The organism is Luteolibacter sp. Y139 (assembly GCF_038066715.1).
Taxonomy (GTDB): Bacteria; Verrucomicrobiota; Verrucomicrobiia; order Verrucomicrobiales; family Akkermansiaceae; genus Haloferula; species Haloferula soli.
The window spans coordinates 286,505-306,488 of sequence record NZ_JBBUKT010000005.1 but is presented as its reverse complement, the minus strand read 5'-3'; the positions used below and the strand labels follow the sequence as shown (position 1 = coordinate 306,488).

Sequence of the window (19,984 nt, the reverse complement as noted above, 5' to 3'; positions counted from 1 at the left end):
GACGGTTACTTGGCGGGTTCGGTGGCAAGGCCGATCTTCGTGATGCCCACGCGCCCGACCACATCGAGCACGTCCATCACACCCTGGTACTGCGCGGCACGGTCACCGCGCACCACCACCGGCGTTTCCGGGGCGGCGGCTTTCACCGCACTCAGCTTGCTTTCCAGCTCGGCCAGCGAGCCGATCGGCGTGGTGTTCAGGCGGATCTTGCCCTGGTTGTCCACGGTGATGGCCTGCATCTTCGGGCCGTCCATCTTCGGCGCGGCCGCCTTGCTCGCGCGCGGCAGCTCCACCTTCACCCCCTGCACGCCGGCAGTGGTCATGATGATGAAAATCAGCAGCAGCACCAGGTAGAGGTCCACCATCGGCGTGACGTTGATGTCGTCGTAGCTCTTGTCGTCGGCAGAGGCCATGGCAGGACGTTGGTTTTGTTAGGGATTACTCGATGGTCTTGGAGACCGTGCCGGAGTTTTCCGACCCTTGGTAGAACTCGGCCATCTTCGCGACGAACTCGTCGATGAAGACCTGCATCAGCGCTGTGGCGTTCTTGATGCGCGAGTTCAGGTAGCTGTAAATGAAGAGCGCCGGGATCGCGACAACCAGGCCGACCACCGTCGCCAGCAGCGCGGACGCAATGCCGGGCGCGATCGAGTTCACGTTCACCTCGCCGCTCTTCGCGATGATCGCGAAGGTGATCATCACCCCGACCACCGTGCCGAGCAGGCCGACATACGGGCCACCCGCGATGCTCATTGTGAGGAACACCAGCCCGTTCGTCAGGCGGTGTGTCTCATGGACCAGGCCGCCATCGAGGCTGGCGCGGATCGCCTGGATCGAGCGACCCGTCAGGCCCTTGCGGTGCGCGCGGTCTTGCTCCAGGCGGTGGCGGATCTCGGTCGACCCGATCTGATAGATTTCAAACAGCGGCGACTTGCGGATCAGTGCCTCGGTGGCCGTATCGGGAGCAGTGCCGCCCAGGCTCTTCACGCTGGCCTTGTCGCTGTGATCGAGCGCGGTCAAGTCGCTGGAAAGGTTCTTCCACAGCCGCATGAATTCCTTCGTGCCCTTGTCGATCGAGTTGAGGTAGGCGAACTTCTTGATCGCGACCGTCCAGCCCGCGATGATCATGATGATGCACACGCCGATCGCCATCCAGCCGTCGAACATCATGTTGTGCGCGATGTCGCCGAAGAGCGCCAGGTGCTCCATCACACCGCCGCTGTGCTTCTTCTCGCCACCGCCCGTGCCCGCGTCCGCGGAGCCAAGCGAAACCAGACGCTGCGCGGCATCCGTGGTGCCCTGCGAAACCGCAGCCAGCTTCACCCAGCCGCCGCTGCGTGCCACCTTGTCGAAACGAAGCTCATCGATCTCACCCTTGAAGCGGCCACCCGTGCCATCTCCGCCGATGGCGATCGCGCTGTTCAGCGCAGGCAGCGCTGCCTGGGCGAGCGAGTATTCCGCGCCATTCACATAAAGCTTCACCGCACCGGCATTGCTGACCACCGCGAGGTGGGCCCATGCCTTCTCCGGCAGCGGAGCTCCGGCCGTGCTGCGCGTGCTGCCGACTTCCACGACCGGCACGCCCTTGTCCAAAACCAGGCGGAACAACTTGCCACCTTCACTGCGGGAAAGGATCACCGCATTCGCTTCCAGCGCCGAAGGATTGATCCACACGGACACCGTCGCGGCCTGTCCTTCCGACCACGCCAGCGATGGCGTCGGCGGGATGGTTACCGGCTCGCCGTTGCCGAGCAGGCGCAGGCCGTTCCCCACCAGCGAGCCTTGCGAGGACACGCCAGCGTTCGAGGCATTGTTCGCATTCGCGGTCGCGTCTGCGGGATTGCCCGCCGTCTCGGCGAAGTGATAGAGCGCCGCGGTATTCTCGTCGTACGCATCCGTCGGCTTGTTGCCCGCGTCCGGCGCGCCATTGCCATAGTAGAGATTGAAGGTCGTCGGCCCGCCCGGCGAGATCTCCGGCACCTTCACCCACACCAGGCCTTCATTGAGCAGCGAGGAGTCGAACTTCTCCACCTGGTGCGGATAGACCGTGCCATCGTCGCCCACGAAGCGCAGGTCCGCGCCGCCCTGCGCCACCTTGTCGAACTGGAAATTGCCATCATGCAGGCGGATCAGCACGCTCGCCGGGCCGGTCGCATCAGGCAGCTTGGTTTCCGCACCGGCATCGATCGTGATCTTCTGGCGTTGCGTCCACGCGGGATTCCACCAGCCGTCGGCTGCTTTTTCGTCAGCGGCGTGAAGTGGAGCTGCGGCAAGCAGCGCGGAGATGGTGAAAAGACGGAAGGTCATGGTGAAACGAATCGGGAAGGATCAAATCAATCGGCAATCGGTCAGAAGTCGCCCCACAGGCGGAAGGTGTACATCACGTTTTGGTCGTCGCCCGTGGGACTGTCGAAAAGCGGATAGGCAGCATCCAGCGAACCATTGAAGTGCTCGAACATCCGCCCGCGTGTGCCAATACCGACACTGCCCAGCTGCTCGCCGCTGCTCTGCGCCGGCAGCGCATCGTGGATGCTGGTCACGCCGCCATCGATGAAGGCATACACGCGCAGGTCGTCTTCCTCGCCATGGCTCCAGCTCTTCGGCAGCAGCGAGGGACTGCGGAATTCAAAGGTGCCGAAGATGCCATCGTCACCCACCACCGCCGACTCGAGGTAGCCGCGCACCGTGCCAAGGCCGCCGCCGGAGAACTGCTCCGCATTGATCAGCGGCTCGTTCGAGGCCTGCCCCTGGATCTTCGCGAACCACTGGAAGCCATTCGTCAGGTCGCGCGTCTTCGAAATATCGCCGCGGAAGTAAATGAAGCCGCCGTTCGCCAGGTAGCGCTTCGTCGCATAGTCATACTCGGAATCGCCGAGGCCGCGGAAGGCCCACGTCACGCCCGCATTGATGTCGATGCGGTCCACCTTGTCCTTCGTCGCCGCCTTGCCCTGGATCGATGCCGTGTAGAGCGCGCTGAAGGGATAGTAGGTGATCGGCGCGGGCAGCGAGATGCCGCCGATGGTCGTCGAGTCGTTGTAGTGCTTGTAGTCGAAGCCCAGGCTCAGCGAGTGATAGAGATTCTTCCCCACCGGCAGCGTCCGGATCGCACGCATGCCGATGATCTCGCCGCGGCCCAACGAGTTCGCTCCACCCAGCGTCGAGACATCGCTGTCCTGCTTGGTCCCTTGCAGCATGATCGACCACATCGGGTGATCCTGCAGCCGCACCATGTAGTAGCCGCCGTAGACCAGCGCGTCATTGGTGTCCTCGGGAGCGATCTGGAAATTCACACCGGCCGAGTGCCCCAGCTGCCAGAGATTGTCATAGGACAGCGCGCCATTCAGCCGCAGCGGCTCGGTATCCGCGCTGTAGCGGTTGTTCAGCTCCAGGCTGCCATGCGCCGGCAGCTCGTCCTTCACCGTGAGATCCACATCCACCGTGCCGGGCACCACGCCGGGCTTCAGCGACGGCGTCACCGTCCGGCCCGGGATCTGGTTCATCGCCGTCACCTCTTCTGTTAGACCCGTGAAGTCGATCGGCTTGCCCTCCTCCATCGAGTGCGCCTGCGACGTGATCGCCGAGGGCGAGGTGAACTGTGCCCCGCGCACCCGCAAGCGCCCGACCGGATTCTCCTCCACCTGCAGCATCACGATGCCCTGGCGGATCCGCTGCTCCGGAATGATCACCGACACCGCCTTGAAGCCCTTGTCGTGATAGGCCTTCTCCAGCGCCGCCCGCGCCGCATCCACATCCGTCGGCAAGCGCCCCGGCCCGAGATAAGGATACACCGCCGTCTGCACCTCCGCCGCACTCAGCGTCTTCGATCCCCGCACGCGATACTGGCGGATATACATCGGCCGCGGTGCCGGCGCCGCTTCCGCAACAGCGGCAGGTGCCTGAGCCGGACCTGCCTCCTCGGCAACCACCGCAGAGGAAATAACCCCAAATAAACACAACCACCCCACGCCCGGCGGACGTTGGAAAAGTCGGAAGGATGTCGGGACGACGGGCATGGTGGGTTCCCTCAAAGCCCGCGCCATATGCCGCCCACCCCGTTCCCTCTCAATCCACCTCAAGTGACGCTTCCGTCACGCTCGCGTCACACTTCCGGTGACGTTTCGGTGTCAAAGCCCCACCCGCCCTAACAACCACCTCATTCTCAACGAATCCCCCGCTGACGTTTTCGCCACACACCCGCGGAAAGGACCCACCTCGCCCTCGCGGACCACCCCACACCACCTCCACCGCTCTCCCCAACCACCCCGCAAAAATTACGGAAACACCCGTAGCAATTCGCGCCCATCCACCCCTTCACACCGGACCATCCATCACTCCAATAATTCCACGATAGAGGCATTCGGGAATAGTGGAGTGCCAGAGTGACCCCCACGCCAAAGTAGTCCGCACTCTCCGAGTGCGGTCGAAGCAGTTCTCACCGCCCTCGGAAACCCTCAGCTCGCCCACCAAATTGTAGCGGCGTCTCTATGAGCGTCGCTGACTAGCGGCCACAAAGCCGCATCGTGAGACTCCCGCTCCCCATCCACAAGGACGCGGCCAACGCTAGATCTGCCCCATCCGCGCAATCGCCACCACCGGCTGCTCGATCCCGTCCTCACGATCAAGGCGCAGCTCGATCTTCGCCCGCTCCGAAGGACGCACGAACGGAACCATGAGTTCACCTTTGAATTCCACGAATTTCGTCACGCCTCTCAAGACCAGCACGAACCCGTCCCGGCGCTCCGCCGTGGACACCTTCAGCCTTCCTCGCTTGCTGACCACTTGAGCGCTGTCGCCATATCGACAACGCTTGTCGGGCCCGCATTCGAGGAGCGTGATTTCGAAACGCTGCTCGTCCTCGTCCACTCCCTGAACCGTGATGCTGCCAATTTCGTCTCCCTCCGGCTCCCAGACGAAAGCATAGCGCGACACCCCTTTTGAAGACGGCCCCGCAAACACTTGGTATCCCGAATACGGGATATCGAAGACCTTGCCGGTACGGGCCATGATCTCCGCGTGGAGCTTGAAAACATCGAGCGCGAAGTAATTCGGATTCCGCGTTTCATGGAGAAACACGCCCGGCTGGGCAGCCCCGGCCTTCAGATATCGCAGCGCCTTCTCATAGTCTCCCGCCGCCGCCCAACCCTTCGCGACGATAAAATCAAAGGCGATATACGAATACTTCTGCCGGGCACTCCTCTCCGTCACCGGCTCCATCTCCCGCGCACCCGCAGAAATCCAGGCACGCACCTCCTTCGCGGATGCCTCAAGATCAAAGGCATCCTCAACACCTTTGATCTCCTTCTCCGACGCCTGCTTCCAGCGCCCGAGAATCGCCCGCCAAGCCTCGTCTTCAGCAGCCCGCGCCGGCAGCGAGCACGGCAGAAGCAGGAGAAGCCACACAAGACGCTTGGAAAGCCGCATCACATCCTACCAGACGATAGAAGCCCGGAGACTATTTCGACGGCACCAAAAATAGAACTCACGTTGCCGGGAATTCCGCTTTTCCGCTCTCCTAAGCATACCGGAAAAGCGGAAAGCCCTCAGTCCCCGATCCCCATCTTTGCGATCTCTGCGCTCTCTGCGGTTAATTGAAACCCCATCAAACCCGCGCCACCTCCAACAACTCCCTCAACCTTCCCAAATCCGCCGCCGAAGTCTTCGCCACAAACCCGCGCGCGTGCGCGAAGTGCACATCCGCCTCACCCTCGATCCGCGTGAAATCAAACGCCGGGTGATCATTGTTCCGCGAAAGCCCATAGCCCGTCCCACGCCGGTCCGGATACACCAGCGCCGAAACCTCCTTCTCCTTCCCGATCGACTCCAAATAACGTCCGATCCCCGACGACGGCTCATCCGGCATCGGCTCCGTCCGCGGCAGGAACAGGATCTCCTCACCCGCCACCGTCCACAGCTGCGCATGCGCCGCCACGAAATCCAACCGCAGCCGCAGCGACCGCACATAATCGATCAGATCCTGGCCGGTCATCCGCATCATCTCATAAATCACATCGCCCGGCGCCAGCCGGCTCGCCTTCGCAAACCGCCGCAGCAAGGTCACATCGATCGGCGAATTCAGCTTCGCCAGCGTATCCCGGTCCAGCCCCAGCCACTTCGCCGTCACATTCGGCCCGCGCGTGTCGAACCACTCCGCCGGCTCCAGCCAATCGCAGAAAGTACGAGCATCCTCGTAGAGACCCAGATGCTGCAGCACCAGGCTCAGCGCACACACCGGCGGATGATCCGCGGGAAACTGGTGATGGTCGAAATTGTTCCGCTCCGGCGCATGCTCGCCACCCACATCCACCACCGCCGTCGCCGGATCCGCCAGATCCTCCGCCGTCGGCTCCCGCCGCAGGATCTCCACCCCATGCACCGCAGCCAGCAAGCTGCACGCAAGAAGCTCGTCCTTATGCGAGCCACCCGGATGAGTGACAATGCGTTCGATGGCAGGTGAAGTGGACATGGTCAGGTCAGATCGGAAAGGCCCGCGACCATAGGCCGACCGCGCAACCACGCAACACCCGCGTCACGGCATTTCCAAGGGTAGCGGAAGGACTGCGTCCTTCCGGCTTCTCGCGCTCCGCCAACACATCGCCGCCCCCGATCACCAGTCCAGCCCACCCCAAAAATGCAGCGGCGCCTCTACGGCCGTCGCTGACTAGCGGCCACAAGCCGCATCGTAAGACCCCCGCTTCACCCTCTCCATAAGGGGTGTCGACGTTCCGTCGACACGTCCCATCCCCGGACCTGTCCAAAATCACGCAATCCCCGCACCCACATCCCGCGCCTTCTCTTTCCCACCCACCACCCACCGGCAAACCCACCGGAACACCACCACCCCCACACAAGCCCCGACCCCGGCCAGCAACGGCCCTCGATGCATCGGAAACACCAGCACGAATCCCTTCCCCTTCACCAACGTCGAGTAACTCGAAACACAAAACGGAAACATGAACAGCCGCACCACCGTCCACCGCTCCATCGCCTGCCCCTGCACCTTCGTCGCAAACACCAGCGCGATCCCGATCAGCGAGCCCATCCCCAGCGCCGTCAGCCACACCACCGGCGACGGATCGAAGTAGCACGACACGATCGTCAGATACCACGCCAGGTAGCACCACAGCACCAGCTTCGGCACCCGCAGACTCGCGAAGTAACGGATCACGCTCACCGCAAAAGCATCCCTCCGGCCAATCGCCGGGGAAAGCGTGAAGTCACACGACGAGTTGCCGCGATGCGACACCACCACCACCCCATTTCCTCCTTCCGCTCGGCTAGCGCCTCCGCAAGCATGCCGGGATGAAGTTCCCCTCGGACCGCCGGGCCAAACCCAGCACGATCGCCTTCAGGATCGCGCTGCTTCTCTCCAGCGCCATGCAGTCGGGGCCTGCCCTCGCCGCCGATCCCGCGCTCGTCCCGGGCTTCTCCTTCGAGCTGCGGATGTCGAAGGAAGACTACGTGAAAGAAGTCGCCGCGCTCGATCAGGACCGCATCGATCCCGCGAAGGTGGAAGCATCACCGGTGCCTGCGTTTTCCTCGATCATCACCGGAGTCACCGCTGGCACACCGGCGGCGCAAGCAGGCGTGGGAGTCGGCTGGCGGGTGACCGCGCTGAATGGTCGCGAGGTATGGCACCGCCTCGAGCCCTGGGAGCCGGATGACCAGGGAAAGCGGGAAATGACCTTCGTCACGCCAAAGGGCGAGCGGAAGAAGCTATCCTTCGAGCCCGGGAAGATCGGCACCTTCACCGTCAACTCCCGCCGGCTGGAAGTAGCAGCGCTCCACCTCACCCCTCGCGGCCCATGGGACCGCGACCTCATGGTCGCCGCAGTCGCGTGGACAGCCGGCGATCACGACCTCTCGGAAACAGCCCTGCGCGCCGCCATGAATCGCGGCATGCCCGCCGGCACCGTCCTCTATCACTTCGGCTCCTTGATCGCCCTCGACCACGGCGACATTAAGATGGCGAAGGAACTGAACACCCGCGTCATGAATTCCTTCCCCGCACCTCCCGGGAAAGGCAAGGAGCATGAGAAGGAAATCCCGCGCTTCTATCGTGAAGGCATCCGCGAACTCGGCCTCGCCACCGGCGACTACCGCCTCTTCGCCCGCGCCAATCGCGAGAACGAAGGCCTCAATACTCCCGCTCTACTACCGGCCATGGCAGACCAGTGGATCCAGTGGAGCATCACGGATGACCACGGCTCGCTGCTGCCGGACGTGATGAAACTCCAAGGCCCCGACCTGCTCGCGAAGTGCGAGAAATTCGTCCCACGCTGGCAGGCCAAGACCGACTTCTTCAACTTCGACAAGGCAAGGGCCGGACGCTACCTCGAAGAAGTCCCACCCGGCAAATTCGACCGCCAGTCCTTCGCCCCACCCGGTGCCGTGCGGGACATGGTGTGGCACGTCCGCTTCTCCTTCCGCGAGTACGGAAAGCCCGCCCCGCAGCGGAATAACTTCCTCTACTTCGCCCTCATGGACCGGCAGATGAAGTCCCAGGCCGCAGCCCACCCCGGTTCCGCGTATCTCGACCGCTCCGTCCTCTACCTCCAGATCATGCGCTTCCCGGAAGATGACCGGCAGGAGGTCGGAGTCGGCATCGGCCCCTGCTACTCATGGGTGGAAATGTCGCCGAACCTGCCCTCCATGTCCGTCGAGGAGTTCGATTCCTTCAAGAAGATGATCTGGGCCAAAGATCCCAAGTCACACGAGGTCAAGCGCCGCGTCCACGACCTCACCCTGATCCGCTCCGGCAATATCGCCGAGATCGTCCTCAACGGCCGCACCCTCATGCGCGCACCCGTCGACCCCGCCGTGGAAGACCTCTACGCCACCTTCCACTCGGAAGGCATCTCCTTCGCCATCGACGGGATGACCATCCATCAGATCGGGACGGAGTGAATGGCGCGTGATTTCGAATCACTTCATCTCCGCACGACCAACGCTCTTCTCGCCGCATGAAATTGGCCCTCCACCGTTCGATGATCTTCTGGTCCGGCTTGCTGGCCGTGGGGTTCGTCTGCTGGGCCTGGCACGACTCGTATTTCCTCAACCGCTTCGCCAACCACCGCGGATATGGCATCAGCCACATGAATGGCGGCATCGCCATGGCGAAGATCACGACCTATTTCGGGACACGGCACGGCAGCATGAATACGAGCACGTTTTACCGGATGGAGACCTTCCCTCCACCGCTGTTCATCCGCAGCGAGGTTCCTCCCGGTGGAACCAGGCCAAAGGCGGCAGTGCCGGACCTCCACCCACCTTTCACCGTCAAGGAGAGCTGGACCATTACGGCCAAAAGCGAGTCCGGATCCACCCGCATCTTCATCCCCTATTGGCTCATCCTGTCCTTCATCGCACTTCTTTGGCTCGCCCTGCTCCTCTGGCGGGCCAAAAGACGAAGCACCAGGATCAAGGTGTGATCCAGCTGTCAGGAACTCAGTTCGTCACCGCAATTACCTTCACCGCGCTCACCGCACCACCACCGGGAACACCCGCGTGGAGGAAGACGTTGTAAGTTCCGGGCTTCTTCGCCTTACCCGAGATCGCACCCGTCGCCGCATCAATCACCACGCCATCCGGCAACCCAATCGCCGCGAAAGCCGTCGCACCAAAGGTAGTCGTCACCGCATACTCCACCGGCTTCCCCTTCTTCACCGTCAGCGTTCCGAGATCGCTGGTGATTCCCGGAGCGACCGGTGCCTCCGCACCCACCTCCGCCAGCACATCCCGCACGGTCTGCGGCGTCTGGTTCACCACCGTCGTGATATCCGCCTGCGTCGAGAGTCCGTAGTGCCCGCTCTTCGCGATGATCGCGTCAGCCAGCTTCGAAATGAAGTCCGGGCTATTCGTGAGTTCCTTGGCAAGACCCGTGATCAGCAAGTCCGTGGCGAGTTGCGGTTCGTGATCCAGGCCGAGATTCGCGATGGAAGCCAGGAACCGGGACGGCAGGCTCACCGAGGTCAGGCCCGTGCAACCCCAGAAAGCGCTATCGCCGATGGTCTCGACCGTATCGGGCACCGTCAGGCTGGTCAGACCGGTGCAAGCATAGAAAGCACCGCCTTCGATCGTCTTCAGGGAAGGAGGAAAGCTCAATGAAGTGAGCCCGGAGCAGCCGCTGAAGGCATTGCTGCTAATCGTGGCAAGCGAAGAAGAGAAGTTCACCGAGGCCAATCCCGTGCAGCCTTCAAAGGCATTGGGACCGACCGTTATCAGGGATGGCGGTAAAGCCACGGAAGCCAGTCCCGTGCATCCCTGGAACGCCTGCTCCCCGATCGAGACGAGCCCGGCGGGGAAGCCCACGCTCTGAAGACTGGCACAGCCCATGAAGGCAGCCTGCCCGAGTGCAGTCATGCTGGCCGGCAGTTGCACGCTGCCCAGATGGGTGCAGTCCTTGAAGGCACGGTAGATCGTGGTGACGCTCGCCGGGATCTGGATCGACGTGAGACTACTGCAATCCGAGAACGTGGAAGTCAGGGTCACCAATGGGTCCGGCAGGTCCACCGTGACCAGACTGGTACACCCCTCGAAGGTCTTCGTCAGCGACGTCACCCCATTCCCGAAAGTCGCGGAAGTAAGGGAAGTGCAGCCCGAGAAAGCACTATCACCCAGGCTCGTCAGCGAATTCGGCAGCGTGACCGACGTCAGCGACGTGAAATTCGCGAACACCGATGCACCCATGCTCGTCACGCCCTCGGGGATCACCACGCTCGTCACACTCTGCCGCAGGGCCAGGTTCGAGTTGGGCGACGCCCCGAGCCTGAGAATCGAGCGCACCGGCAGGCCATTGATCTCCGCCGGGATCACCAGCGGATTCACCGCCACATTGGTATGACCGATGATCGTGATCGAGGTGCCATCGGTGCCGTAGGAAAAATTCCCGAAGGTCTGGGCAAGGGCCGAACCGATCACCGCCAAACAAGCAGCGATGAAAACAAACGGGCGGAACAGGGAGTGTGCGCGCATGGAATTGGAGGGACCGGGTTTTACTACGCAGAAAAGAAATGAACTTGCCGCGAAGTTACGAGGACTTTTCCGTGAAATGAATGGAAGGACCGGATGAGCGTGACCTCCCAGAGCATCCTTTCCTTTTTCCGGGGAGCCACCATCCTCCTATCGCCCCATGAAATTGGCCCTCCACCGCTCCATCATCTTCTGGTCGGGATTGCTCGTGATGGGATTCATCTGCTGGGCGTGGCACGACTCGTATTTTCTCAATCGCTTCTTCAACCACCGCGGATATGGCGTAAGCCACATGAATGGCGGCATCGCCATGGCGAAGATCACCACGTATCTCGGAACCCGGCACGGCTCCATGAATACGAGCGTATTCTACCGGATGGAGACTTTCCCTCCACCGCTGTTCATCCGCAGCGAGATTCCTCCCGGAGGCACCAAGCCAAAGGAAGCCGCGCCGAACCCACCTTTCACCGTCAAGGAAAGCTGGACCGCCACTGCCAAACTCGAGGCAGGGGCCACCCGCATCTTCATCCCCTATTGGATGATCCTGTCCTTCACCGCATTGCTCTGGCTCGCCCTGCTCCTCTGGCGAGCGAAAAGGCGGAGCGTGAGGATTGAGGTGTGATGGAGGGCGCGGGGCAGCCCACCCTACCTCACACCTCCGCGAACTTCTCCTTCCGCCACAGCGTCGGCGATGTCCCCACGATCCTCGCGAAGCTCCGGTTGAACTGCGACAGCGACTGATACCCCACTTCAAACGCGATCTCCGAAACCCGCTTCTCCGGCTTCAGTAATTCGCGCTTCGCAGCCTCCACGCGGCAACGGTTTACATAGTCCGTCAGCGTCAGCCCGGTCGCCTCCTTGAAGAGCCGGCAGAAGTGCGACTCGCTCAGCCCGGCCTCATGCGCCACCGCACCCAGCGGCAGCGATTCATCCAGATGCGCATGGATATACCGCCGCGCCTTCGCAATCGCCGCCGGCTCGCTGCCCTCCTCGATGATCGCCAGCGACTCTGCATGATGACTGAGCTGCTCGGCGAAGCTGTGCAGCAGCGTGATCATGCTCGAATACCGCTCCGGCTCCACCGAGCGCGTCTGGAAATACGCCTCATGCAGCGTCTTCTTCGTCTGCTCGTCCATCGTCTTGCGACCGATGCTCCCGAGCACCTGCGTAAAGTCGTCTTCCGATGGCGTCCGCGAAAACACCTGGCCGGTCTTCAAATACCCCACCACCGAGGCACCCAGCTTCACCGGCACCGCCGAAGCCGTCAGCCCCGCGAAACAATGACAGCTCGATGGCCCCTTCACACTCGCCTCCTCGATCAACCGCCGGTTCGTATCGATGCACGCATGGCACGCGCTCTTGCACAGGTTCAGCACCTCGCAGAAAGGGCTGCGATTGATCGACTGGTCATCCAGGCACCACTCCTCGGGATTCGCGCCCACGAGTCGCAGCGGCAGGCCCGTGGCCGTCCGGAAAGCGTCCTGATACACCTTGAAAAGGTCGGACTGCTTCAGCCGCTCATGCAGAGTGGCTTCGAACTGCTTGGTCGCGTGGCTCATGGCGGGTGCGGACTTCTTTTGGGATAACATGGCGACCATAGTCAGTGGGTTTTGAGAGTTCAACTCTTTGCATTTTGCCCGACGCAACCAAGAGGATGGAAACGACAGAACTCAGCGGCATCAACACCGCCGCAAGCAGCGGACTCATGTGAGCCGTGGCCGACAGCGCCACCACGGCGAGATTGTAGGAAAGCGCGAAGGCAAAAGCGCGCCGCACACCCCGCGCGCGCCCATCCGCAGCCGCGAAAGCCTCCGCCAGATACGCCAGCCCTGAGCCCAGCGCATAGAAGTCTGCCTTCGACTCCAGCAGGCTGCGATCCACCACCGGCGTGCCGGTGACGAAGGCGACATCGAAGGCCAGCGAATCATTCGCGCCATCGCCCACATAGAGCGTGTCCTGCCGGTCCAGCGCCTTCACTCGCCGGCACTTTTCCTCCGGGCTCAGCCCGCCCAGCGCCTGATCGTAGGGAATGCCCAGCGCGTGCGCCAGCCGGGTCACCTTCAGCGGCGAATCGCCCGAGAGGATGTGAATGGAAAGACCGCGCTTTTCCAGATGCCGCAGCGCTTCCGCAGCACCCGGCCGCAGCGAATCGCGAAAGGTAAAGGCGGCGACCAGCACGCCATCGTGCCGCAGTTCGGTCCCCTGCTCGCCCTTGCCCAGAAACCACTCGCCATCCTCCGCCCCGAGTCGGACACCTTGCCCGGGAATCTCTTCCACTTCGATCGGGCCGAGCACTTCCAGCAAGCGCTGCCCGCGATTCCCCAGCGATTCTAACAGCGTCCGCGAAACCGGATGCAGCGACCCACGCGTCAGCCGTGCCAGCGCCAGCGCGGCGTGATCATCCAGCGCATCCACCGCACCGGGATTTTCTAACAAAGGCCGCTCCAGGGTCAGCGTCCCCGTCTTGTCGAAGATCACATGCTTCACCCTCCGCAACCGCGGCCACAAGCTCGCGCGGCGAACGAAGGCACCACCACGCGACAGCCTCGCCGCCGCCCATTCATCCGCCAGTGGCACCGCCACCCCCAGCGCACACGGACAGGAAACCACAAACACCGAAATCATCGCCTGCAGGCCGGTGCTCACGTCGCCGCCCATCGCCCACACGGCGAAGACTGCGACGCCAATCACCAGGACGACACCCAGATAAATCCTCAGCAGCCGCTGGAACACCGGCGAACCACGATCTCCCGTCGCATCCGCGATCAGCTTCGAAATCAGCGAATCCGCCCACGTCTCATCGGCCGTAACCGTCACCGCCTGCCGCCCTAACAAAATCGCACCCGCTGGCAATCGTGCACCCGGCAACACCGTCACCGGATCCGCCTCCCCATGGATCCACTCCAGCGATACCTCCGCCATCCCATCGCTCAGGCAGGCCGAAACCGGCAGCGCCTTCCCCGGCTCAAGCTCAAACGCAGTCCCCGGCTCCAGCTCCCCGATCGCCACCATCTTGTCTCCCGACCTAACAGCCTCCGGCAATGGCGAGCGCCGCACCAGCCGCAACCGGTTCTTCTCCACCGCCGCCGTCTGAACATAGCGACCCACCAGCATCAGGAACACGAACGTCGCGACGAAGTCGAAGTACAGCAGCTTCTCCTGCCCCACCACCCAGCCAGCAATCGACCCCAGATAGGCCGCGATCAGACCCAGCGCGATCGGCAGGTCGATGTGCAGCGCACCCACCTTCAGCGCCCTCCACGCACGACTCACGAAATACCCGCCACCCACCAGCATCGCCAGCGTCGCCGACGTGAAAGCGATCAGCCGGAACAACCCCGCAAACTCAAAGTCCGCCGGCATCCCGAGATAAGTCGGCAGCGAGAAACCCATCGCATTCAACGCAAACGCACCGCACAGCCCCATCCGCCCCGCCAGCCCGCGACGTTCCGGCGAGGATTCCCTACTACCCGCAACCACCGGCGCAGCCACATAGCCGAAAGTCGCCAGCTCCTTCAGATACGCAGTCACATCGCAAGCCCCACGCTGCCACTCCAGATGAAGCCGCCCATTCGCCGGATTCGCCGCCGCCCGGATCGCCCCGGCATGCCGCTCGAAAAGCCGGTCGATCAGCCACACGCACCCAATGCACGAAATCCCCTCCACCGCACAATCCAGCTCGGCCGCAGTGCCATTGTTAGACCCGCTTTCCGCCGCCGCAACCAGCGGCCCCAGCCACCCGAAATCATGCTCCTCAAACGGCCTGCTCCGCACCGGCGCCGTCGCCGCATCCTGCTTCAGATCATAGTAGCGATCGAAACCCTGCTCATGAATCAGCGCCGCCACGAATTCACAACCCCGGCAGCAAAAGCGCTCCTCCCGCGCCCCAGCTTCCACACGCGAGCGACTCGGCGTGAAAGCAGTGCCGCAGTGCTCGCAGACGCAGGCCCCGGTGCTCATCACCAGAACTCTGCCCGGCCCGGAGATTCCCCACCACGCATGGATTGCCTCAAACGCCGCATGAAATGCGGAGCACTTAAGGGGTGTCGACCTCCGGTCGACGCGAGCCTGAGGAGGGGGAAACTCTTGTCCCCCCTTCAAGCACGGGACGACAAAAGTGCAGTCCCTCCTCAACGCCTTGGAGTGCCAAGCAGCTTGCCAACCCCTACCCCAAAACCCTCTCCAAAACCCCAATCAACCTCCCCCGCAAAAGCACCGCCTTCTCCGCCAGCCTCGCCTGCTCCCTCTCATACTCTCTTCTCCCCTCAGCCGTCTCAATCCTCACCGACTCCAACCCATACGCACTCAAGTCATAAGGACTCGCCCGCATGTCCAAATCCCGCAACTCCATCGCCTGCTCGAAACAATCCATCAAAAGGTCCGATCCCACCCACGGCATCGATTTGAAAGCCCACTTGTAGAGATCCATGTTCGCATGCACGCACCCCGGCTGCTCGAAGGCAGGCCGCTCCATCAGCGTCGGCTGCAAGCGATTCAACGGAAGCGCCTCCACATGGAAAAACCGGAACGCATCGAAGTGAGAACACCGGATCGGCCGCGACTCCACCAGCGCATCGATCTCCCCCTGCGGCAGCCGCAGCTTCGTCGTCAGCGCATGCCGCACATCCGCCCCGCGATACACCATCGCCCACTCATGCAGCCCGTGGCACGCGAAGTTTGGCGCACGATCCCGCGTCGCCACCAGCAGCTCCCGCGTCCACCGCAAGCGCGCCAGCTCCTTCGCCTCTAACAACCCCGCATCCGCAAACACCACCCCATCCTGCAAACGATACGGCGACTTCTGCCAGCACCCCGGCAACTTCACCGATTCCTCCAGCGCGATGCCCACCTCAGGATGCCACTCCTCCAGCTTCGCGAACGAAAACGGATAGTAGCTGAACAGGAAATCCTCCACCGGATGCGCCTTCCGCGCCGCCCGCCGCCTCAGCGCCGGCCCCGTCCACCGCCCCGCCCGCGCACGATGCCCCGCCGCCCGCTCCTGCCACTCTGCGGCGGAGAGAGTTCGGATCGCGGCAGTCGCTTCGGCCATCGGCGGCGGAGGAAACCACGGGAAAGCCCCGCATTCCAGCCCGAGCTACCAAGGCCACAAAAAAGGTGTTCATCCGACCTCCCTCATGGTCTCATCACCCCGCCGGATGAGCGAGAATTTCTACCAGCAGACCACCACCGCCCCGACCTCGTCCTTCGATGTCTCCCTGCGGCCGCCCGTGTTTTCCGAATTCATCGGGCAGGAAAAGGTGAAGGACCGCCTCCTCCTCATGGTCGAAGCCGCCCGCCAACGCGGCGATGTGCTCGATCACGTCCTCCTCTCCGGCCCGCCCGGCCTCGGCAAGACCACCCTCGCCAATATCATCGCCCGCGCCACCGGCTCCCAGCTCCACGTCACCTCCGGCCCGCAGATCGAGAAAGCCGGTGACCTCGCCGGCGTGCTCACGAACCTGCAAAAGGGCGACGTCCTCTTCATCGATGAGATCCATCGCCTCCACCCCGCGATCGAGGAATACCTCTATCCCGCCATGGAGGATTTCCGCCTCGATATCATCATCGACTCCGGCCCATCCGCCCGCTCCATCCAGCTGAATCTCCCGCGCTTCACCCTCGTCGGCGCCACCACCCGCTCCGGCATGCTCACCGCCCCGCTGCGCTCGCGCTTCGGCCTCGTGAACCGCCTCGACTACTACACGCAGGAGGAACTCGCCCAGATCATCGAGCGCTCCGCCGGCCTCTTGGATATCCCTGTGAAAAACGAGGGCTCCATGGAAATCGCCGCCCGCTCCCGCGGCACCCCGCGCGTCGCGAATGCCCTCCTCCGCTGGGTCCGCGACTACGCCCAGGTGAAGAGCGATGGCACCATCACCGGCCCCATCGCCGACTCCGCCCTCGCCATGATCGAGATCGACGCCCAGGGCCTCGATGAAATGGACAAGCGCATCCTCGAAGCGCTCATCTACAAGTTCAACGGCGGCCCCGTCGGCGTCGGCTCCCTCGCCGTCGCCGTCGGCGAAGACGCCGCCACCATCGAGGAAGTCCACGAGCCCTTCCTCATCCTCCAGGGCTACCTCCAGCGCACCCCCCGCGGCCGCGTCGCCCTCCCCGCCGCCTACACCAAGATCGGCGCGAAAATGCCACCACCCACAGATGGCCAAGGGATGCTGCTGTAAGGTTGCCTTGAAGCGACCTCAAGGCAGACGGAAACCTCTTCGGTCGGAGCCGGCAACCATAGTGGTCCGCACTCTCCGAGTGCGGTCGAAGCCACCTCGGAAGCCGTTGATATCCCAGGCATCGGGCAGTCCCTTGCTGCTCGTGAGCGCAGACCCTCAAAGCACCACCCAAACCACTCCCCAGCAGACTGCTTTGGCAAAGGGCCTCCGAATCCCTCCGCGCTAGCTCACGCATCGCCCTCCGGCAAAGCGGGCCTCACCCAATGCAGATATTCTCCGTGTCGCAGCTTTTTCGGATTCTCGGCGATGTATCGCTTCAGCCTCAAAAACGCAGCCTCGCTGCGCACCAGGTGATCGAAACTCTCATCCTGCCAAAAACGACCACACCGACCCAAGTGCTTGTTAATCCGAGTGCTCGTCCAACGTTTCCACGACTCGACCTGCAAGAGCATCTGATTCCGCGGAATTCCACCCACCAGCAGGTGAATGTGATTCGGCATAACGACAAAGTCTCCGAGCAGGTAGCGTTCTCCGTCGAAGCGACGCAGCGCTTCCGACACAATCAAGGCGCACCCCGGATCGCGAAACGGGCAACTCCCTTGGCAGGAATCGAGCTCCGCTTCCAAGTCTTTCGAGAAGCGCCGGAAATCCTTTTGCTGCTCCTCTGAAAGAGCCTCGACCTGCCTCCTCCAATCAGAGGCGTCCGGATTGATCCCATGTTCTCGCAGCCAACGTGAGCGCTGCCACCGCCAACGGACCCATGTGTTCTTCGGAATGGAGTCCGCCGTCCGCCAAGTGATGAAGTAGGTCGCGCCTGCTTGTTCCCAATGCGGCAGGTGTCCCCTCGTGACGGCCACGGGGACTGAAGGATCATAAAAGTGGAAGTCCATGCAGGCGCTGGCGCAGGAGGAAACGAGACTGCTGGAACTATCACAAGCTGCCCAATACGCGCCAGAACTGCTTCCCAATCCCATGGCTGCCTCCACTGCAAGCCCATCGTGGTCCGCACTCTCCGAGTGCGGTCGAAGCCACCTCGCTCGCCGTCCCCATCCCGAGAATCCATCCAGCCCTTGCTGGTTGTAAGCACAGAGTCTCTAAACGCCGCCAGAACTGCTTCTCCCGCACTCGGAGAGTGCGGACCACCATGGCACAAAGCCACTTCCCGCCGCGGGACAGCCTCAAAACCCTCTCCCAGCCCCCAATAATCAGCCCTTTCCCTCCCCCGCATCCCGTTCTAGCCTCCCCCCCGGATGTCCGACCTTGTCGCCCAGACTATTGACCGATGCCGCGCCGCCGGGCTCCGGCGGACGAAGGCATTGGAAGAACTCATCACCACCCTGCTCGAGTCCCAGCGCCCGATGACCCTCGGCGAGCTCGCCGCCTCACCGCGCATGCACGACCAGTGCGACAAGGCGACCGTCTTCCGCCTCCTCCAGCGGCTCGCGGAAAAGGGCATCGCCCGCCGCCTCGGCCTCCACGAGCGCGCCGCCTATTTCACCCTGCTCATCCCCGGCCGCCACGCCGACTACCTGATCTGCACCGAGTGCGGCAGCATCGAGGCCGTGAAGGCCCCCTGCCCCGTCCATGAGCTGGAAGACGAGATCCGCCGCAAGACCGGCTTCAAGAATCTCTATCACGAGCTCGAATTCTTCGGCACCTGCCCCGCTTGCGCATGAATCGCCTCGTCCGCACCGCCCTCACCCTCTTCGCCTCGGCGAGCGTGATGATCTTCATTGTGCTCCAGCGGCTTGAAGGCGCCCGCCACCTGATCGGCAAGTCCCAGGAATCGGAGCTCCAGATGGTGTATCTCGGCATGGCCATCACCGCGATCATGCTCGTCATCGGCGTCGGCCTCATGGTCACCGCCTTCCTCCGCTCGCGAAAGGCACGGAAGCTGGAGAGCGATCCCGCCGGCAGCGATCCCGCCCACCATGGATGACTCGCTGGAGAGCGACTTCCTGAAGTTCATGGAAGTCGAGCGCAGTGCCTCGCCGCGCACGTTGGAAAACTACCGGCTCGCCATGGCCTCCTGCCGCGAGTGGCGCGGCGAAGCCTTCACCAGCTGGCGTGAACTCCAGCCTGATGATTTCCGCCGCTGGCTCTTCGAGATGATGAAGGCCGGCCTCTCGAAGGCCACCATCCGCCTCCGCTTCGCCGCCATCCGCTCCTTCTACAAGTTCCTCGTCCACCGCCGCGGCTTCGCCAAGAGCCCCGTCGTCGAAGTCCAGCTCCCGAAACCGGAAAAGAAGCTGCCCGTGGTGCTCACCGTCGCGCAGATCGATGAACTCCTCGCACTCCCTCTACAGGTCCCTGTGACCAAGCTCACCAAACCCTGGATGCCCCTGCGCGATGCCGCCATCCTGGAGCTCTTCTACTCCTGCGGCCTCCGCATCTCCGAGCTCCGCGGCCTCGATGTGAAGGACATCGATTTCCTCGGCGAAAGCTGCCGCGTCATGGGCAAGGGCTCCAAGGAACGCATCGTCCCCATCGGCGGCCCCGCCTTGTCCGCCCTCCAGCGCTACCAACGCGAAGCCGCCGTGACGAATGGCCCGCTCTTCCTCGGCAAGAACCGCACCCGCCTCACCCAACAGGCGATCGATCTCCTGCTGAAGAAATACCTCAAGCTCAGCTCCATCCCCTTCAAGGTCTCCCCGCACAAGCTCCGCCACAGCTTCGCCACCCACCTGTTAGACGCCGGCGCCGACCTCCGCTCGGTCCAGAGCCTCCTCGGCCACGCTTCCCTCTCCACCACGCAGATCTACACCCACGTCACCAAGGAGCGTCTGCGCACCGCCTACGACCAGGCCCACCCGAGGGCCAAAGGCTGAGAGAAA

General features: G+C 62.9%; 18 protein-coding genes. 7 read left to right on the top strand and 11 right to left on the bottom strand.

The window, feature by feature from the left end:
- Positions 1-5: 5 nt before the first annotated feature.
- The 6 genes from WKV53_RS15060 to WKV53_RS15035 all read right to left on the bottom strand — a co-directional run bounded on the left by WKV53_RS15060 (position 6) and on the right by WKV53_RS15035 (position 7,165).
- Complete coding sequence (locus tag WKV53_RS15060; protein ID WP_341405595.1) at positions 6-413, bottom strand: ExbD/TolR family protein; 408 nt, start codon at positions 411-413, stop codon at positions 6-8.
- 25 nt (positions 414-438) lie between these two features.
- Complete coding sequence (locus WKV53_RS15055) at positions 439-2,307, bottom strand: DUF2341 domain-containing protein (protein ID WP_341405594.1); 1,869 nt, start codon at positions 2,305-2,307, stop codon at positions 439-441.
- Between the two features lie 41 nt (positions 2,308-2,348).
- A complete protein-coding gene (locus WKV53_RS15050; RefSeq protein WP_341405593.1) occupies positions 2,349-3,926 on the bottom strand; it encodes a ShlB/FhaC/HecB family hemolysin secretion/activation protein in 1,578 nt (525 codons plus the stop codon).
- A 634-nt stretch (positions 3,927-4,560) separates the two neighbouring features.
- Positions 4,561-5,400, bottom strand: coding sequence for a hypothetical protein (locus tag WKV53_RS15045; protein WP_341405592.1), 840 nt, complete (start codon positions 5,398-5,400; stop codon positions 4,561-4,563).
- A 199-nt stretch (positions 5,401-5,599) separates the two neighbouring features.
- A complete protein-coding gene (locus tag WKV53_RS15040; protein ID WP_341405591.1) occupies positions 5,600-6,463 on the bottom strand; it encodes an MYG1 family protein in 864 nt (287 codons plus the stop codon).
- A gap of 294 nt (positions 6,464-6,757) precedes the next feature.
- Positions 6,758-7,165, bottom strand: a complete 408-nt coding sequence (locus WKV53_RS15035) for a hypothetical protein (protein ID WP_341405590.1) — start codon at positions 7,163-7,165, stop codon at positions 6,758-6,760.
- Between the two features lie 134 nt (positions 7,166-7,299).
- Between WKV53_RS15035 and WKV53_RS15030 the strand changes: the two genes are divergently transcribed.
- Positions 7,300-8,904, top strand: a complete 1,605-nt coding sequence (locus WKV53_RS15030; protein WP_341405589.1) for a hypothetical protein — start codon at positions 7,300-7,302, stop codon at positions 8,902-8,904.
- Between the two features lie 56 nt (positions 8,905-8,960).
- Positions 8,961-9,428, top strand: coding sequence for a hypothetical protein (locus WKV53_RS15025; RefSeq protein WP_341405588.1), 468 nt, complete (start codon positions 8,961-8,963; stop codon positions 9,426-9,428).
- Between the two features lie 16 nt (positions 9,429-9,444).
- Here WKV53_RS15025 and WKV53_RS15020 read toward each other — a convergent pair whose 3' ends face one another.
- The gene (locus WKV53_RS15020) at positions 9,445-10,971 is read right to left on the bottom strand and encodes a leucine-rich repeat domain-containing protein (RefSeq protein ID WP_341405587.1); all 1,527 of its coding nucleotides are present in this window, start codon (positions 10,969-10,971) and stop codon (positions 9,445-9,447) included.
- 157 nt (positions 10,972-11,128) lie between these two features.
- Between WKV53_RS15020 and WKV53_RS15015 the strand changes: the two genes are divergently transcribed.
- Positions 11,129-11,590: a hypothetical protein gene (locus WKV53_RS15015; RefSeq protein ID WP_341405586.1), complete on the top strand. Its 462-nt coding sequence runs from the start codon at positions 11,129-11,131 to the stop codon at positions 11,588-11,590.
- Between the two features lie 28 nt (positions 11,591-11,618).
- Here WKV53_RS15015 and WKV53_RS15010 read toward each other — a convergent pair whose 3' ends face one another.
- From WKV53_RS15010 to WKV53_RS15000, 3 genes are all read right to left on the bottom strand, one after another.
- Complete coding sequence (locus WKV53_RS15010) at positions 11,619-12,527, bottom strand: helix-turn-helix domain-containing protein (protein WP_341405585.1); 909 nt, start codon at positions 12,525-12,527, stop codon at positions 11,619-11,621.
- Positions 12,487-14,928, bottom strand: coding sequence for a heavy metal translocating P-type ATPase metal-binding domain-containing protein (locus tag WKV53_RS15005; RefSeq protein WP_341405584.1), 2,442 nt, complete (start codon positions 14,926-14,928; stop codon positions 12,487-12,489). The genes WKV53_RS15010 and WKV53_RS15005 overlap by 41 nt, the downstream gene beginning before the upstream one ends.
- A gap of 205 nt (positions 14,929-15,133) precedes the next feature.
- Positions 15,134-16,018, bottom strand: a complete 885-nt coding sequence (locus WKV53_RS15000) for a hypothetical protein (RefSeq protein ID WP_341405583.1) — start codon at positions 16,016-16,018, stop codon at positions 15,134-15,136.
- Positions 16,019-16,124: 106 nt separating this feature from the next.
- Here WKV53_RS15000 and ruvB point away from each other — a divergent pair, with 106 nt between their 5' ends.
- Complete coding sequence (gene ruvB / locus WKV53_RS14995; RefSeq protein ID WP_341405582.1) at positions 16,125-17,150, top strand: Holliday junction branch migration DNA helicase RuvB; 1,026 nt, start codon at positions 16,125-16,127, stop codon at positions 17,148-17,150.
- Positions 17,151-17,377: 227 nt separating this feature from the next.
- Here ruvB and WKV53_RS28725 read toward each other — a convergent pair whose 3' ends face one another.
- The gene (locus WKV53_RS28725; RefSeq protein ID WP_375341834.1) at positions 17,378-17,602 is read right to left on the bottom strand and encodes a hypothetical protein; all 225 of its coding nucleotides are present in this window, start codon (positions 17,600-17,602) and stop codon (positions 17,378-17,380) included.
- Between the two features lie 798 nt (positions 17,603-18,400).
- Between WKV53_RS28725 and WKV53_RS14985 the strand changes: the two genes are divergently transcribed.
- From WKV53_RS14985 to WKV53_RS14975, 3 genes are read left to right on the top strand one after another with little or no spacing between them, the layout of a single operon-like run.
- Positions 18,401-18,826 carry a Fur family transcriptional regulator gene (locus WKV53_RS14985; protein WP_341405580.1) on the top strand — a complete coding sequence of 142 codons (426 nt, stop codon included), beginning with the start codon at positions 18,401-18,403 and terminating at the stop codon, positions 18,824-18,826.
- A complete protein-coding gene (locus tag WKV53_RS14980; RefSeq protein WP_341405579.1) occupies positions 18,823-19,089 on the top strand; it encodes a hypothetical protein in 267 nt (88 codons plus the stop codon). Before WKV53_RS14985 ends, WKV53_RS14980 begins: the two co-directional genes overlap by 4 nt.
- The gene (locus WKV53_RS14975) at positions 19,082-19,978 is read left to right on the top strand and encodes a tyrosine recombinase XerC (RefSeq protein WP_341405578.1); all 897 of its coding nucleotides are present in this window, start codon (positions 19,082-19,084) and stop codon (positions 19,976-19,978) included. Before WKV53_RS14980 ends, WKV53_RS14975 begins: the two co-directional genes overlap by 8 nt.
- Positions 19,979-19,984 lie beyond the last annotated feature (6 nt).